Origin of the sequence: Candidatus Methylomirabilis sp. (assembly GCF_028716865.1) — a bacterium.
Lineage (GTDB): Bacteria > Methylomirabilota > Methylomirabilia > Methylomirabilales > Methylomirabilaceae > Methylomirabilis.
Genome location: NZ_JAQUOY010000028.1, coordinates 1 through 15,585, shown reverse-complemented (window position 1 = coordinate 15,585; position 15,585 = coordinate 1). Strand labels below are relative to the sequence as shown.

12 protein-coding genes are annotated in these 15,585 nt (G+C 59.4%); 3 read left to right on the top strand and 9 right to left on the bottom strand.

Going from position 1 to position 15,585, the window contains the following annotated elements:
* Nucleotides 1-38: 38 nt before the first annotated feature.
* From PHV01_RS10780 to selB, 9 genes are all read right to left on the bottom strand, one after another.
* Nucleotides 39-2,204, bottom strand: a complete 2,166-nt coding sequence (locus PHV01_RS10780; protein WP_337291163.1) for a TonB-dependent receptor — start codon at nucleotides 2,202-2,204, stop codon at nucleotides 39-41.
* Between the two features lie 19 nt (nucleotides 2,205-2,223).
* Nucleotides 2,224-4,398, bottom strand: coding sequence for a TonB-dependent receptor (locus tag PHV01_RS10775; RefSeq protein ID WP_337291162.1), 2,175 nt, complete (start codon nucleotides 4,396-4,398; stop codon nucleotides 2,224-2,226).
* A gap of 58 nt (nucleotides 4,399-4,456) precedes the next feature.
* The gene (locus PHV01_RS10770) at nucleotides 4,457-5,788 is read right to left on the bottom strand and encodes a hypothetical protein (RefSeq protein WP_337291161.1); all 1,332 of its coding nucleotides are present in this window, start codon (nucleotides 5,786-5,788) and stop codon (nucleotides 4,457-4,459) included.
* Nucleotides 5,755-6,915 (bottom strand): ATP-grasp domain-containing protein, encoded by a 1,161-nt coding sequence (locus PHV01_RS10765; RefSeq protein WP_337291160.1) that lies wholly within the window; start codon nucleotides 6,913-6,915, stop codon nucleotides 5,755-5,757. Before PHV01_RS10765 ends, PHV01_RS10770 begins: the two co-directional genes overlap by 34 nt.
* 161 nt (nucleotides 6,916-7,076) lie before the next feature.
* On the bottom strand, nucleotides 7,077-8,456 hold the full coding sequence (locus PHV01_RS10760) for an NAD(P)(+) transhydrogenase (Re/Si-specific) subunit beta (RefSeq protein ID WP_337291159.1): 1,380 nt from the start codon (nucleotides 8,454-8,456) through the stop codon (nucleotides 7,077-7,079).
* Nucleotides 8,453-8,749 (bottom strand): NAD(P) transhydrogenase subunit alpha, encoded by a 297-nt coding sequence (locus tag PHV01_RS10755; protein WP_337291158.1) that lies wholly within the window; start codon nucleotides 8,747-8,749, stop codon nucleotides 8,453-8,455. The genes PHV01_RS10760 and PHV01_RS10755 overlap by 4 nt, the downstream gene beginning before the upstream one ends.
* Nucleotides 8,739-9,890, bottom strand: a complete 1,152-nt coding sequence (locus tag PHV01_RS10750; RefSeq protein ID WP_337291157.1) for a Re/Si-specific NAD(P)(+) transhydrogenase subunit alpha — start codon at nucleotides 9,888-9,890, stop codon at nucleotides 8,739-8,741. Before PHV01_RS10750 ends, PHV01_RS10755 begins: the two co-directional genes overlap by 11 nt.
* A gap of 484 nt (nucleotides 9,891-10,374) precedes the next feature.
* Nucleotides 10,375-10,581: a twin-arginine translocase TatA/TatE family subunit gene (locus tag PHV01_RS10745; RefSeq protein WP_337291156.1), complete on the bottom strand. Its 207-nt coding sequence runs from the start codon at nucleotides 10,579-10,581 to the stop codon at nucleotides 10,375-10,377.
* 22 nt (nucleotides 10,582-10,603) lie between these two features.
* A complete protein-coding gene (selB, locus tag PHV01_RS10740) occupies nucleotides 10,604-12,511 on the bottom strand; it encodes a selenocysteine-specific translation elongation factor (protein WP_337291155.1) in 1,908 nt (635 codons plus the stop codon).
* A gap of 481 nt (nucleotides 12,512-12,992) precedes the next feature.
* Between selB and PHV01_RS10735 the strand changes: the two genes are divergently transcribed.
* The 3 genes from PHV01_RS10735 to PHV01_RS10725 all read left to right on the top strand — a co-directional run.
* On the top strand, nucleotides 12,993-13,304 hold the full coding sequence (locus tag PHV01_RS10735; protein WP_337291154.1) for a helix-turn-helix transcriptional regulator: 312 nt from the start codon (nucleotides 12,993-12,995) through the stop codon (nucleotides 13,302-13,304).
* 418 nt (nucleotides 13,305-13,722) lie between these two features.
* A complete protein-coding gene (locus PHV01_RS10730) occupies nucleotides 13,723-15,111 on the top strand; it encodes a nitronate monooxygenase (RefSeq protein WP_337291180.1) in 1,389 nt (462 codons plus the stop codon).
* A gap of 16 nt (nucleotides 15,112-15,127) precedes the next feature.
* A partial coding sequence (locus PHV01_RS10725) for an alternative oxidase (protein WP_337291153.1) occupies nucleotides 15,128-15,585 on the top strand: 458 nt, incomplete at its 3' end.

The window sequence follows — 15,585 nt, the reverse complement described above, 5'->3', positions numbered from 1 at the left end:
CGAGCGAAGAGTTTTTTCTTACATATGCCTCTGTGATCTTAGAATCGGTAACTGGCGCCGACCAAGACGTTGATCGGCGGTGCGGGCGTCAGGAATGGCTCAATCGGTAATCCCGGGAGTTTGGCGTTCGGGGCGAAGGTCCCGAATGTCTCGTACTTGTTATTGTTCAGATTGTTGATCTTTACGAAACCGGCGAAGCGCCGCCAGTGGAGATCGAGGCCGGCGTTCAAGACAATATAGTCGTCGAGCTTCGGCTGCGTATTCGCCTCGTCGCCGCGGAAGAACTGATCGCCAACGTAGGTCAGGTTGAGGGAGATCGTGAGCCATTTGTACAGATGATACCGGAGGCCGGCATTCACTCGATGGTTTGGCGTAAGTGGAAGCGAATTCCCATCTTGTACCTGCTGGGTGCTGCCAGGTGTCCTGGGCGAGGCCAGCTCGACGTCATCCCGAAAGGTCGCACGGGTGTAGGCGTAATTCACGTACCCCTCCAGCCATTCGTGATAGAGTCCATGAAGACCGACCTCGATCCCCTCCCGTCGTGTGTTACCCACGTTCTGGAAAAAGACCGTGAGCGCAGTCGGGTCGGATACCGAAAAGATATCATCCCTTATGTCGGTGCGATAGAGAGCAAGACTCCCCTCCAGCCATGGCGTAGGGCGCGCACGGAAACCCACTTCATAGTTGTTGGCCCTGACGGGACTGAGCTTAAAGAAGCCGGTATCCGGGGCTACGCCGGCCTGCAGTCCGATGCACGGAGAGTCCGGATTGGCACAGGTCAACTCCAGAAAGGCCGGGGCTCGAAACCCTTGTGAGTATGAGAAATAGATCCCGTAGTGATCTGAGAGATTGTAGTTGAGGCCAACCCTGGGAGTCACACGACTGTACGAGGCTCTGCCTGAGGCTTTGCCCGGTTCTTCAGGACTGGAGTCGGTGACGGAGTGCCGGATATAGTCGGCTCGGAGCGCTCCGGTCAAGAACAGATTGTCGCCGGACAGCAAAAGGCCGCGGCCCAGTTCGGCCGTATCCTGGAAATAGGCGCCCACAGTATCCTGCGTATCTGAAAGGGCAGAACGGAGGGTCCGCACATTCGCCTCCTCGAAGACCCGGATGTCTACATCGTGGCGCGCATACTCCGCCCCAAGAGTCAGGACATTCTTTCGCCCCCAGAACCGGCCTTCGTGCGCAAGCTGGAGCGTACCGCCGCCGGAAAGGGTATCGTTGAAGAGACGGGTGCTCTCACTGATCAGGCTCACATTGAACTGTTCAGCCTCCAGGCTTCTCACAAACCCATTGAGAGCTATGGAAAAGCCAGCTCCAATGGTCTGGTTGACATTGAGGGCTACCTGGTGGAGCTCAGGCCGGAAGAAGTCGCCGACGGTGAAATTCTCCTGACGATCGACTTGTAGCCGGCTGAGCGGCAGCGAACCGGCCTGCTCGATCCTGTTGTTGTGATACTGATAGGAGAGGGTTGCATCAGTTCCGCCCTCTCGATACCCCAGCTTGCCGAAAAACTGAGACAGACGAGAGACTGATTGATCGCGCCAGCCATCCTCATGCGAGTAACTCCCGGAAAAGTAGTAATCGATCGGTCCGCCGCTTCCACTCATAACCCCTCGCCCTTTGGCGCGGCCAAAGCTGCCGCCTGAACCTTCAACGACCATCTCTTGCTCGGCGGTACCCCGCTTCGTAATGATATTGAGCGAGCCGGCCAGGGCGTTGCGTCCGAAGACGGCCGTTGGTCCGCGGATCAACTCGATCCGCTCGACGTCATCGAGCGGGATGAGGTCGAAGTTGATCTCTTCGACAGCCGGCTCGTTGACCCGGACTCCATCTACGAATACACTGATTCCTTGAGGGACGCCAGTCACCGAGGTACTCGAGAAGCCTCGGAAGGAGAGATCGAGTTGATAGGCGTTGCCCTGTTGGTCGTTCAGATGGACCCCAGGAAGCTGCTGCATGACACCCTGCAGGCTCAGGGCGCCCGAGCGCTTGATCTCGTCGGCCGTGATGATCTGGACGCTGGCTGGGACTTCGGCGAGCGAGAGCGGGACCTCCGGAAGGCGGGCTGGAGCGGTCACCAGGATCTCCGGAAGCGGGACAATCTCCAGCTCTGCCCCAGCACCCTGAGCGTGCGCCTCAGTAGAGCTGAGAACGAGCCATATCGCGAACACCGCCGCCGCACGCAGCCGATGCCATGGCATAGGTGGTCACACCCTTACGTCAGAACCGTACCTTGAGGCCGCCATGCACCAAGAGCGGCATGCCTGTAGTCACGATGCCATCAGCCGTCTTACCGGCCTCGTACGTCCTGTCGAAGAGGTTCTCCACCGCAAAGAAGATTTCTCCTGCGGAGAACTTGGGGACAGGGATCGGTCGCCACAGCATGAGGTCCACCACGAAGTAGTCGCCGAGCTTCAGTGTGTTGAGGTCGTCCTCGAATTGATCCCCGACAAACCGTCCCTGGACGGACACGTTGATGAGGGTCGGGTTGGTGTAGCCCAGCTTCAAGGTAAACTGATGCCTCGGCACCTGGGCGATCCGTTTCCCCTCCAACTCCGGCTGGTTCGGGGCGCTCAAGACGTCAGTATGGTTGTACAGATAACTGCCTGAGACGGCCCAGCGTAAAAACGGACGATATTCCAGTTCGGCCTCGATGCCCCTGATCCGCGTCCGGTCCAGGTTTTGCCGCTGGCGGCAGACGCCTCCAGCCGGAACGAAACCGCAGGGAGCAACGGTCCCCGGACCAGTCCCCTTGGTGACGTTCACGATCGGGTCCTTCACCTCATTCCAAAAGGCCGTGAATCGACCGAGAAGGTTGCTCACAATGGCATAGTCAAATCCGACCTCTCCTCCGATCAGTCGCTCCGGGTCCAAATTCTCGTTGGCTTCGGTAATGTCGTTTCGGACCCTGAATGGCCGAAACTGCTCATTGATGGTCGGCGCCCGAAACCCCTTGTAAAAGGAGCTTCGCAACGAGAGTTGATCGGTCGCATGATAGAGGAGGGCCACCTTGGGGCTGAAGGCGAATTCATCCCGATCTGAGAATTGATTATTCCGAGTAATCGCTCCGGTTTGTTTATTCCTCTCAACGCGGGAGGCATTGAAGCTCTGCCAGGAGTCGAACCGACCGGCAATCGTCACCTGCCATCCTGGCGCGGGAGTGAAAATGTCCTGAAGGTAGGCGCCCGCCAAGAATTGTTCTCCACCGGCCTTCCGTCGCCGAGTGAAATCGCCTAGCGTCTGACTGAAGGTGAAGTCTTCGTTGGTTTCTCCATCGATCCATCGCAGATCTGTCCCAGCCGTCAGCAGATGGAACTGAAAGATCCGCTTCGACCACTGCAGGTTTGCCCCCGCATCCGTTGAGGGAACGTCGAACTGATTGAGCGACGGGATTTCCGAGTTCCGATCTGGAGCCGCAGAGCTGAAGGTGCTGTCAAATGTCTGCAGGTGAGAGAAGAGCGTGAGCTGCCAGTCGCTTCCGTCGGCCGTTTTCAGCCGGCCTCCGGTCGCCACAAAACCTGTCTCTGTCGAGTTGTTCTGAAGCGGGGTCCCGTTGCCGCGATCCTCATGAAAAAAGCTGCCGGCGAGGAAAACTGAGGAGGCTAGGGAAGGGGCGTATTCCACCCGGCCGTTAAAGGTCTTGTGGCTGGAGTCGGCATCGATATCTATGGCCCCCCGCTGATCCTTGCGAACGATCTTGTAGCCGTCAGTTCGAAAGAAGTTACCCTCAAGGGAGACGCCCCATGGGCCTGTGACGTGGCTGACCAGTAGGTCGGCATCCACCGTATCACGGGTTCCGAGGTCGAGCTTGGCTTGCGCGACCCGCGCCTCCGGCCGCCTGGTAATAATGTTGATGACGCCACCCATCGCGTAGTTGCCGTAGACGCCGGAGCCGCCGCCACGCGTCACCTCGATACGCTCGACACTTTCCAGTGGCACCTTGCTCCAGTACACCCAACCGCCAAACGGATCGTTAAGCGGGACCCCATCCAACAGCACCAGCGTTCGACTCACCCCGCTGGGCCCAATCCCGCGAAGGGAGACCCCCTGAGTCGTCGGATGAGTGACCAGGCTGCTGCTCCGCCTGAACAGACTGAACCCCGGGACCTGTCGCAGCAGATCGTCGACGGTCCTGGCCGGCGATTGCTCGATATCTTCCCGCGTGATGACCGTGACATTGGCCGGAACGTCCCGTAACCGCTGCTCGACCCGGCTGGCGGAGACCACAACCGGTTCCAGACGAACCGCTTCTTCAACTCTACCCGGCAGCGGCGAGTCGGGATCGGCTCCCCACGCAACCGGAGACTGTCGTATAAGGGCGCCGAGGGCGACAAGCCCTGCCGCAGCGATGATGACCGAATACGACCCGGACTTTGCTCTGCTTATCAGCGTCATTCCTCCTCCCACTCCCCCTGCGTGCGCGCTTCCCCACGCGTCAGACGAGCTTGCGGCGTCATCCCTTGAACTGCTCTTCAACGGACCGCTTCTTAAACAGCCATGTCCACTCACCCTTGTCGACCAGGATCGCATTCGGGATCGGTTCTCCGAAGTTCTGGGCCATGGAAAAGGTGTAGGCCCCGGCATTGAACACGGCGAGCAGATCGCCTGGCGTGATCGCCCTGCTGACAAGCGAGAGCGGAACAGGCTCCGACGGGACACACAGGAAATCACCGACGTGATACAGGGTTCGCCCCGGCGATACTCGACAAGGCACGACGACATATTCGGCATTTTCGCGGGGCGGCAAGATATTCCGACCCGCATCTATCAGGGCCCAGCGTCTATGGGCTGTTCGCTTGCATGTCAGGATACTCGCCAGGCACACGGCGGCGTCGTTCACCAGAAACCGTCCGGGCTCAATGATCACCTGTCGGTCGCCCGACAGGCCAATAAGCGGATCCAACATCTCACGAAGAAACTGTCGGAACGTCTGCCCCTGCGCCTCCATGAGATAGCGACTGCCGAATCCACCCCCAAAGTCGAGGACGGGGATCCGGATCCCAAGATCGGTTTCCACTCGCCGGAGAAACTTTACCACTGCGGCAACATGAGCCCGATGCGCATCAGGGCTGTATTGTCTGGTATAGCTGTGGCAATGCACCGCCCGAAGGGAGAGGGACCTCGACGAGATAATCTTTCTCACCGCGCCTGCCGCCTCGCCACTGGGTACGTCAAAGCCGAACTTTGATCCAGGGGGTGCGAATGAGCCCCGGAGGCGCCGCGACAGGAGTGGGTTGATCCTGATGCCCACCTCGATCGTCCTCCCAAGCCTTTGGCCCAAGTTCTGGAGAAATGCGATCTCTGCCGGCGACTCGACGTTGATGAGCGATACCCCATCGATCACAGCTCGCTCCAAGAATTCCGGTCGTTTCGCCGGACCGTTCACAACAACCTGTGTCGGGGAAAAGCCGATCCGTCTGGCCAGCAGGTACTCATATTCAGACATCACCTCGACATTCAACCCCGCCTCCTGAAGGAGCGCAACCACACCAACCAGATAGGAGGCCTTCAGGGCAAAGTGGATACGGATCGGCCAGGAGGACGCATCGGCTGCTGCTGCAACCTCTACGATGTTGTCGCGCAGGCGCGCTGATGAATAGACCAGGAGCGGCGTACCGAGCGGCTTCACAATCTCCCGGCAGGAAAGGCTCTCAATCCACATCTCCCCGCCATCCACATGAAACGGGCCGTCCTGACCGAGGAGGCGGCGCGTGGCCGATGATGCGAAAAGGCGTATGCCGCGGGTCATGCTCATTGCCGCCCCGGCGTTGTCGCGTGCAGGCATGTCCACTCAATCTCGACGGCGGCGCGTGTGAGTCGATCGAGGCACTCCGATCGGCTTTGTCCGCGTGAGAAGACCGTACAGACCGGCTTACCCCGCATGATCTGTTCCCCCGCATATGGTAGATCTCGAGCACCCTGATCGAACCACCACCGAGGGTCATGGAAGATCAGAGCCTGAGAAGCAAATAGAATAGCCTTGCCGAAGCAGCCCGCGTCTGGGCAAGCGAGGAGGTCAAAGTCAGGAAGTCTCCCCTGGCAGGCGTCGAGATGTATCGTAAAGATGTTCAGGCCATAGGCTTGCTCAACCAGCTCCATTGAGGCAGTATAGCGCGGATTGATCTCAAGCGGATAGACGGTCTTACCCTTCAGGATGAAATCGATCCCGTTGACGCCCACAAGATGGAACTCTCGCGTAATGGCGCGAACGACCTGTCTTACGCGATCAACAAGGTCGCCCCATTCAGTCTGCCCGGTCCCCAGGGATCCGAGGATGCTCCCGCAGTAGCGAAAACCGTCCGCCCCGAACTCTGTCCGACCAATAAGCTGCTCGGAGATACCCAGCAGACACGCATCCCAACCATCCGCAGCGAACACCGCGCCACACGGCAGGCCGTCCAGGTACTCCTGAAGAAAAAAACCATCCTCAAGGTGATCCCCTGGCAAGTGAAGAGCGATCCCATGGCCGCCCCCACTTTGTAGCGGCTTGCGTAGCCACAGGGTATCAGAATCGAAGTTGAGGCGGCTGGGGTCAAAGGCGATCTTTGGCGCAGGAATGGCGGCTCGCGTAAGAAACCCGAAGAATCCGGCAGGATCTCTCACCGACGACAGGACAGCAGGGCTGTTGCCCAGGATCGGCTTCCCGCCGGCCATCACCTCAACCACTGATGGATAGTTTTCCAGGTTCGCGACATAGGCAAGGGCGCCCCACGCCAAGCATGAAGATGCGGTGATCAGGTGGTGGGCCTCATACGAGAGGTTCAGATCGTTCTTAATCGAGCGATGCGTACAGAGCAGTCCCAGATCGAAATCCCCGAAGTAGTCGACCGCAACGATTCGATGATGCAGTCCGCTCCGAATCGCCGACTCCACCAGGCCGCGCGCACTGACTCCCGCGATCAGGATATCCATCCCGAGTTTCCCCGTCACCCTTCACGGACCAGGCAATATGATGGCGATGTCGACCGATGCGGCGATCAGAAGGGATGAATGGTGGAAGGCGCAGACAGTTTTTCCGGAGGCTAGATAGATCGTTTCGGCCCTGGACGCCCGAAATTACCGCGGCTCACTGCCTAATTCTTCAGCGCCTGTACCATCTTTGTGACTGTCTGCTTCGCGTCGCCGAACACCATCATGGTATTCGGCAGTGCGAAGAGCTCATTGTCGATGCCTGCAAAGCCGGCGCTCATGCTGCGCTTGAGCACGATGACCGTGCGCGCCTCCTCCACATTCAGAACCGGCATCCCGTAGATTGGGCTCGACGAGTTCGTTTTCGCGGCAGGATTGACGACATCGTTCGCGCCAATGACAATCACCGCGTCCGTCTTGGAAAACTCGTCATTGATATCCTCAAGGTCGAAGATCTGGTCATACGGCACGTTGGCCTCGGCCAACAGAACATTCATGTGGCCAGGCATACGGCCCGCCACCGGATGGATCGCGTATTTCACTGTGGTGCCGTCCGAGTCCAGCAGGTCGGCCAACTCTCGCAGGGCATGTTGGGCCTGGGATACCGCCATTCCGTAGCCCGGAACGACGATGACCCGTTGCGCGTTTCGCAGGACGGTCGCCGCATCATCAACCGTCCCCTCATTGACACTCCCGACGGCAGTCGTCGTCCCAGGGGCGGCCGTCTCGGCCACCGCGCCGAAGGCCCCGAAAAGCACATTCGAGAAAGAACGGTTCATCGCCTTGCTCATCATCATCGACAGGATGAAACCGGAGGCTCCATCAAGCGAGCCGGCAATAATCAAGATGTTGTTCGACAGAACGAATCCTGTGGCCGACGCAGCCAGACCGGCATACGAGTTCAGCAGGCAGATGACAACCGGCATATCCGCCCCGCCGATGGGAAGCACCATGAGCACGCCAATCAGGAAGGCCAGCCCCATCATGATGTAAAATAAAACGGGATAGGCTGGAGTAAACAGCCACGCAATGTACAGCGCCAGCACGATTCCAAACAGGGAGAGGTTCGATTGATTCTGAAACTTATATGTCACCGGAACCTGGGTCACCCATCCGGACAGCTTCCCGAAGGCCATCAAACTACCCGTAAAGGTCAAGGCCCCGAAGATAACCTCAAACCCGACAGGCACAGTGTGGATGAGTTCCATCTCTGCGCCCTGGCGGTAATATTCGGACACCCCGACAAACGCAGCAGCCAATCCGCCGAATGCGTGGGAGAGCGCAATCCGCTCGGGCATCGCCGTCATCGGCATGAAGATCGCCATCACTGCCCCGATCGCCGATCCGATCACCATCCCCACGATAATCCATTCGTAACTGACGATATCCTGGTGAACAAGCGTCCCTACGATGGCCAGAAACATTCCCGCCGCGGCAAGGATATTGCCTCGTCGGGCCGTTTCAGGAGAGCCCAGGGCCTTCAACCCCAGGATAAACAGCGCGGACGCGGCGAAGTAGGTGAGCTGTATCAGCGTGGCGCTCACGGCTTCTTCCCATCCTTTTTCTTGAACATCTTGAGCATTCGATCCGTAATCATGAAGCCGCCGACCACATTAATCGTGGCTGCCGTGACCGCGATGAATCCCAGAACCGTGCTGACCGGATTGTAATGGGCCCCTGCCGCCACCAGCGAACCAACCAGTGAAATGCCCGAGATCGCGTTCGTGGCGGACATAAGGGGCGTATGCAGCAGCGGCGGCACCTTTGAGATGACCTGCAATCCAAGAAACGCGGCCAGCATGAAGATGTAGAAGCCGAACAGGAGTTCAGCTTGCATGGGATTCCCCTTTCCGAGACAGGAGTTCCTTGACCTTCGGGTGTACAGCCTCTCCCCCCATAGTGATCACGCACCCTGCCGTGATCTCCTCCTGGAGATTGATCTTCAACCCGCCGTCGCCCATCAGGTGCAGAAGGAGCTTCTCCATGTTGCGCGAGTACATCTGGCTCGCATGCACCGCCAGGCGGCTCGGAAGATTCAAGCGGCCGATGATCGTCACCCCATGCTTCACTACTTCATTTCCAGGCTCGGTCAGGGCACAGTTACCCCCCTGCTCCGCTGCGAGGTCCACGATCACCGACCCGAATCTCATGGCCTGGACCATCTCTTCCGTGATCAGGATGGGCGCGCGCTGGCCGGGGATGAGCGCTGTTGTAATGCAGACGTCGGATTTGGCGATATGCCGGTGTATGAGCTCCGTCTGTCGCCGTTTATAATCCTCAGAAAGCTCCTTCGCATACCCGGTCGCCGTCTGCGCATCCTCGGCGATGTCCACCTCAACGAACCGCGCCCCAAGACTTTCTACCTGCTGCCTCACCACCTTTCGCGTGTCGAACGCCTCGACTGAGGCGCCGAGCCGCTTTGCGGTGGCGATGGCCTGAAGCCCGGCTACACCGGCGCCCAGAATCAGCACCTTGGCCGGCGCAATCGTGCCCGCTGCGGTCATCAGCATTGGAAAGAACTTCGGAAGCGCGTACGCCGCCATGATCACCGCATAGTATCCCGCAATCGTCGCCTGTGAGCTCAGGACATCCATCATCTGTGCGAGCGTGGTCCGAGGGATGCTGTCCACCGCAATTGCGGTGATCTTGCGGCCGGCAAGGGTGTTCACGAGGTCAAGGTTGAAAAGCGGATAGAGAAAACTGATGATCGTCGTACCCTCCCGAATCTTCAGTATTTCCGCAGGGGTAGGGCGCTGAATCTTGATGACCACATCTGTGGTAGCAAGCAGCGCTTCCGCCGAAGGCTCTATTGTGGCGCCGGCCTCCTCGTACTCCCCATCCCGGAAGCACGATCCTTCACCGGCGCCGGACTCTACGCCGACCTCAATCCCCTTCTTGGCCAATCGCTTGACCGTTTCCGGGATAATCGCGACGCGCTTTTCGCCGGGCTCGATCTCCTTCAGGACTGCGACCTTCATCTATCGGCTCTCTCGAACATGGTTAGACTGCCGCCTCGCACTCGATATCGCTCCGATAATAGTTATGGCCCTCCGGGCCCTCCGGACGCAACAGACGCTATAGATTTCGATAGATATTTTCTTAGCTCGAGGTGGCTGCCAAACTATCCGCTTGGGCCTGCTGCGCTTCCGCACCACCCATGGCCGCACAGTGTACTAAAACGCGACATCGCACGTCAACCACAAAAATCTCATGGTAAGCGGGAAGCTATCCAGCAATTGATCGAACGAAAAGAGCAACAACCGGTGGCGGCAGGTTGAGCCAATATGGGATCAAGAAAGCAGGATCGCCGGAAGTACTTTAGGAGGCGATCGATAAAAAATTGGAGGGACTGATATAGCAAGTCAGAATATCGCGGCCATGACCTCTCAAAGAGCCGTTCCAGCTTTGAAACAAGCCTGCTGAAAGCTAAGGCAAGGTTTGATCGGTTTCACATAAAGAACGTTAACCCTTCCCTTCACTGGATCGTTTCTCCTCGCCTTTCTCCTTCTTTGGCGTCACATCGATGACATCCTTCCCCGATAACGACTCCTTGAAGCCTCGGATTGCCTTGCCCAGACCACTCCCGATCTCAGGGAGCCGGCGGGCACCGAAGAGGAGCATCACGATGATCAGAATCACCAGCAGCTCTTGGATTCCCAATCCAAACATGCGCCTTCCTCCCTCGCGGCCCCTACACGTAGAGGACCCGCTCATCATTGTGCCGACGGGTCAGCTTGGCACTGTCGAAATGCTCCAGAAACGGGATAGCGAACTTTCGACTCACCCCCAGGAGCTCCTTAAACTGCTGGACCGTAATGGCAGTATGGAGCGTGAAGTGGGCAAGGAGCATCTCCTTCGCGTGGCTATAATGGTCGCGATGAAGATAGAGATTATCTTTGATCTTGATTACTGTCCCTTCATCGGCAAGGCGATGAAAGATCGTGATCCCGGTCTTGCGGTCTGCTCCGGCCTGGGTAAGCGCCGGCTCCAAATCCGGCGGCTGAAATCCTGCCTGCTGATAGATCGCGGCCAATCGTTCTTTGACGGCCTGCTCCATTGCTGAGAGGGTAGGGCGATGCAGGAAATGCCGCACCTTCTCCCGGTCAATGGCGATTCGCTGCGTCTGTGCGAGATCCTGCAAGAGACGAGCGAACAGGACCGGTCCAACCTGATGGAGCTTTGACCGCAGCTCTTCCTTCGGCAGCCCATCCTTGAGGGGTTCTTGCCTGTGGAACTCCTCCAGGCGAGACAGAACCTCCGTCGCCAAGCGATCGTAGCTCATCTGGTGAACATATCCGAGATCGCCTTTCGCACCCATCGCCATAGCCACGCCGTCCTCTACGAGGCGCGCGATCTCTCGCCGCAGCGTGGTCTCATCCAGGCTGGCCGAAACCCTGAGCGCCTCCAGCGTGATCGGCACTGGACCGGCTTGCAGCAGCAGGCGCTCGACCTGCTGACCAGATGTGCCGGTCTGCAGGACCTTGAGGTGTTCGAGCAACGGCGCCCTGGCCCGCCGTCGCACGGGAGGATTTGGGTCGAGGATGCTCCCGCCACCGACCGTCTGGGCAGGCGAGTAGCTTCGGATCACGTACCGGTCGCCGGCCAGAGCGCTGGCCATTCCCTCCAGTCGCAAGTGAGCGAATGTCTCTTCGCCAGGCTTCAATTCCTCACGATCGAGCAGTACGACACGGGCCAGGATCTCGCTCGTTCCCAAGTGGAACCGGACCCTCGCCCGGTTCCGCAAGGCACGGGGACCGTCCTTCAGTAGAGCTAACGATGCGTCGAAGGCCATGGTGGGTTTCAGAGCGCCAGGAAAGGCCAGAAGATCGCCTCGATTGAGTTGATCCACCTCGAGACCGGGCAGGTTGACAGCAATCCGCTGCCCCGCCCAGGCCTGCTCCACCGTCTGGCTATGGACCTGCAGTCGGCGGACCCGCGAACGCAGCTCCAAAGGCAGGACGACCACCTCGTCCCCGACCCGCACCGTCCCGGACCACAGGGTCCCGGTCACCACAGTACCGAACCCTTTGATGGTAAAGACCCGATCGATCGGAAGACGGAAAATCCCGTCATGGCGCTTCGGCTCGATCGTCTCGGCCGCCTCGCGCAGCACCGCTCGCAACTGCGGGAGCCCTTGCCCGGTGACAGCGGACACAGCAACGACGGGGGCGCCCTTAAGAAAGGTCCCGGCCAGGAACCCTTTCAGATCGGCCTGCACCATCTCTAGCCAATCGGGCTCGACGAGATCGACCTTCGTCAGCGCCACCACGCCCCTTTTCACCTGAAGCAACTCACAGATATGGAGGTGCTCCCGCGTCTGCGGCATCACCCCCTCGTCGGCGCCGATGACCAGCACCACCAGGTCGATCCCGCCGATACCCGCGAGCATCGTCTTGACGAACCGCTCATGCCCCGGAACGTCCACGATCCCGAGCTGGAGGTCATCGGACAGGGCCAGGTTGGCGAACCCCAACTCGATGGAGATCCCCCGCTCCTTCTCCTCCTTTAACCGGTCGGTGTCGATGCCGGTCAGGGCCTTGACGAGCGCGGTCTTGCCATGATCGATGTGGCCTGCCGTCCCGATGATGATATGCTTCATCGTCACACCGTTATCGTAACACACGGCGCTTCGCAGCAGCAAGGTTGAACTCCCGCAGTCCAATTGCGGATTGACATCTTACTCTATATGATATACTCTCATAACAATGTACGACGCGATGCCGACGAGTTGATGACCCATCGAGTTCTATTATGAGGAACAGGACGGCACCTGCCCTGTCCGGGACTTCATCGATGCCTTTCCCAAGGAGAGGCGGGCGAAGCTCCTTGCCATCATAGACTTCCTGAGCGACAAAGGCCCCACGTTGCAGTTCCCGTTCAGCAGCCACATTCGCGGGAAGGTACGCGAGTTGCGGACGCACTACAGGAGGAATCACTACCGGATACTGTACGCCGCGACGGAGCGCCGGGGGTTTGTCGTGCTGCATGCCGCAGTGAAACACTCCACGAGTCTCGTCGAATAAGACATTCGTCCAGCAGAGCATCGCCTACACACGTAGCAGCATCGCCAGGAGAGATAGGTGGGCACCAACGGGAAGGAACAGATGACTAAAACGAATTGGGATCGCTACGTTCAGTCCCAGATGCAGGACGCCGAACTCAAGAGATTGGTTGAGGTGGAGCGGGCCGCGCTTGAGATCGGACACCGGCTCGCTACGCTTCGACGTAAGCGCAAGTTAAGCCAAACACAGGTCGCAGCGACCCTGAAGATGAGCCCGGCGACGATCTCTCGGCTTGAACACAACGCCCGCAATGTCACCATCGAAACCCTGCTGAAGGTGGCCCGAGTCCTCGGGGCAGCCATCGATATCAGGGTGAAGATGGCGCAGTAGGATCCGTGCGGCTGACCGGTACAGCACGTCTCTCGGCAGCTACCCTCACACTCTTTTTGCACACCCTCTGTGCCAATATAAGTGAGACACCTCCCCCTATGGTAAATTAGAGTAGAGGGCGGGGAGGAGAAACCATCATGATAACTGAAACGCTCAAAGCACCTCAGGGAATCTCAGTCGTCCTCCAGGCTCCTTCGACGCCCTTGGGTAAGACCTCACGTAAGGTCGGTCTGCATCAAGGCACTGCGGATCGAGCCGAGTCCCACTATTCACCCTCGCGTGTGTGCACAACCGGTCGCGTGACAGTATGAAGAAGCTCCCATCGATCGCAATCGGTGAAGGCGTGCAAGTGGTTCGCCGACGCGATACTCCTTCCATCGAACAGCGCTCAACGCTTCCCCTGATCATTCAAGGCGGCATGGGCGCCGCTGTCTCCAACTGGCGACTGGCCAACGCCGTGGCGCGAACGGGTCAGTTGGGGGTCGTCTCCGGCACCGGTCTCGATACGGTGTTCGTGCGTCGCCTGCAGGATGGCGATCGCGGCGGCCACATGCGGCGCGGGATGGAGCAATTTCCGATCCGTCGCGCTGTAGACGAGGCCATGCGCCGCTACTATCGGCCCGAAGGCCGGGCGCCGGGCGAACCGTACACGATGCTCCCCCTGTACCGTCAGGTGGTCGCTCCCGCTCGGCAGGAGCTCACTATGCTGGCCGCGTTCGTCGAAGTGTGCCTCGCCAGGGAGGGACACGATGCACCGGTCGGCATCAACCTGCTCACCAAGATTCAGTTGCTCACGCTACCGACGCTCTACGGCGCCATGCTCGCCGGAGTCGGCTACGTCCTGATGGGCGCCGGCATCCCGCGAGAGATCGCAGGGGCGCTCGACCTGCTCGCCGGGCACCACCCGGCCCGGCTCCGATTCGACGTGGAGGGACTCCCCTCCAGCGCCGTCGAATACCTCGATTTTGATCCCGGCGCCCATTGGGAGTCGCCGCCGGCGCCACTCGCGCGGCCGAAGTTCTTCCCGATCGTCGCGAGTAACTCCCTGGCGACGATGCTCGCCCGCAAGGCGATCGGCCAGGTGGACGGTTTCGTGATCGAGGGTCCCACCGCCGGTGGCCACAACGCCCCGCCTCGCGGGGAGCCATGGTTCAACGAGCGCGGCGAACCGATCTACGGCAAACGCGACGAGGTGGACCTCGCGAAGATCGGGGAGCTGGGGCTGCCGTTCTGGGTGGCGGGTGGGGCCGGACACCCCGAGCGCCTGGTTGCGGCGCGTAAGGCGGGAGCCGCTGGAGTCCAGGTCGGGACACTCTTCGCCTTCTGCGACGAATCGGGACTCGCCGAGCCGATCAAGCGCTCGGTGCTCGCCCACGCGGCCCGGGGCGAGGTGGATGTTCGCACGGAGCCCCTCGCATCGCCCACCGGCTTTCCAATCAAGGTTGTGGAGTGGGTCGAAAATCCCGCCGCGGGCGCAACGCGCGAGCGGGTCTGCGATCTGGGGTACCTGCGCGTCGCCTTCATGGCAGAGGACGGGAAAGTGGACTACCGGTGCCCCAGTGAGCCTGAAGCCGCCTACGTGAAGAAGGGTGGCAAGATAGAGGACACGATCGGCCGCCAGTGCCTGTGCAATGCGCTGCTCTCCGTCATCGGTCACCCGCAGACCTGTGCCGACGGCGCCGAGGAGCCGCCGATCGTCACCAGCGGCGATGACCTTGCGACGATCGGTGGCTTCCTGGGCGGCCGGACGAGCTATGCCGCCGCAGACGTTGTCGCCTATCTGTTGTCGGGTCGTTGTGAGGTCTAGGGCCGTTCGGCGTACTATGGGCTCGAAACTGAAGCAATTAACTGCCGAACAACGCCGCCAGGCGCAGCAAGTCACGCTCCGCTCTCCAAGGATGCACTACGGCATCTTGGCCCGCCTCCTCTTCATGACGATGGACCTTGTGTATGGTCGCAAAAAGACATTCAGCAAATTCAAGGTGCTGGAGCTCATCGCCCGCGTCCCGTATCAGTCCTGGGAGAACGTAGCCTACATCGCCATTACCCACATGTATGCACAGCGTGATTTTGCCCGCCGGGTCTTCGACCGGGTCAAGGAGGCTCGCGAGGCTCAAGATAACGAGATGTGGCATTTGCTCATCCTGGAGGAACTCACCCACGCCCGTAGAATTAAGGAAAATTTTCTCCTCTATCGCATCCTGCCTCAGGTGATCGCCTTCACCTACTACCACATCTGCTGGCTTATCTACGTCATCAAGCCGTCGTGGAGTTATCTGGT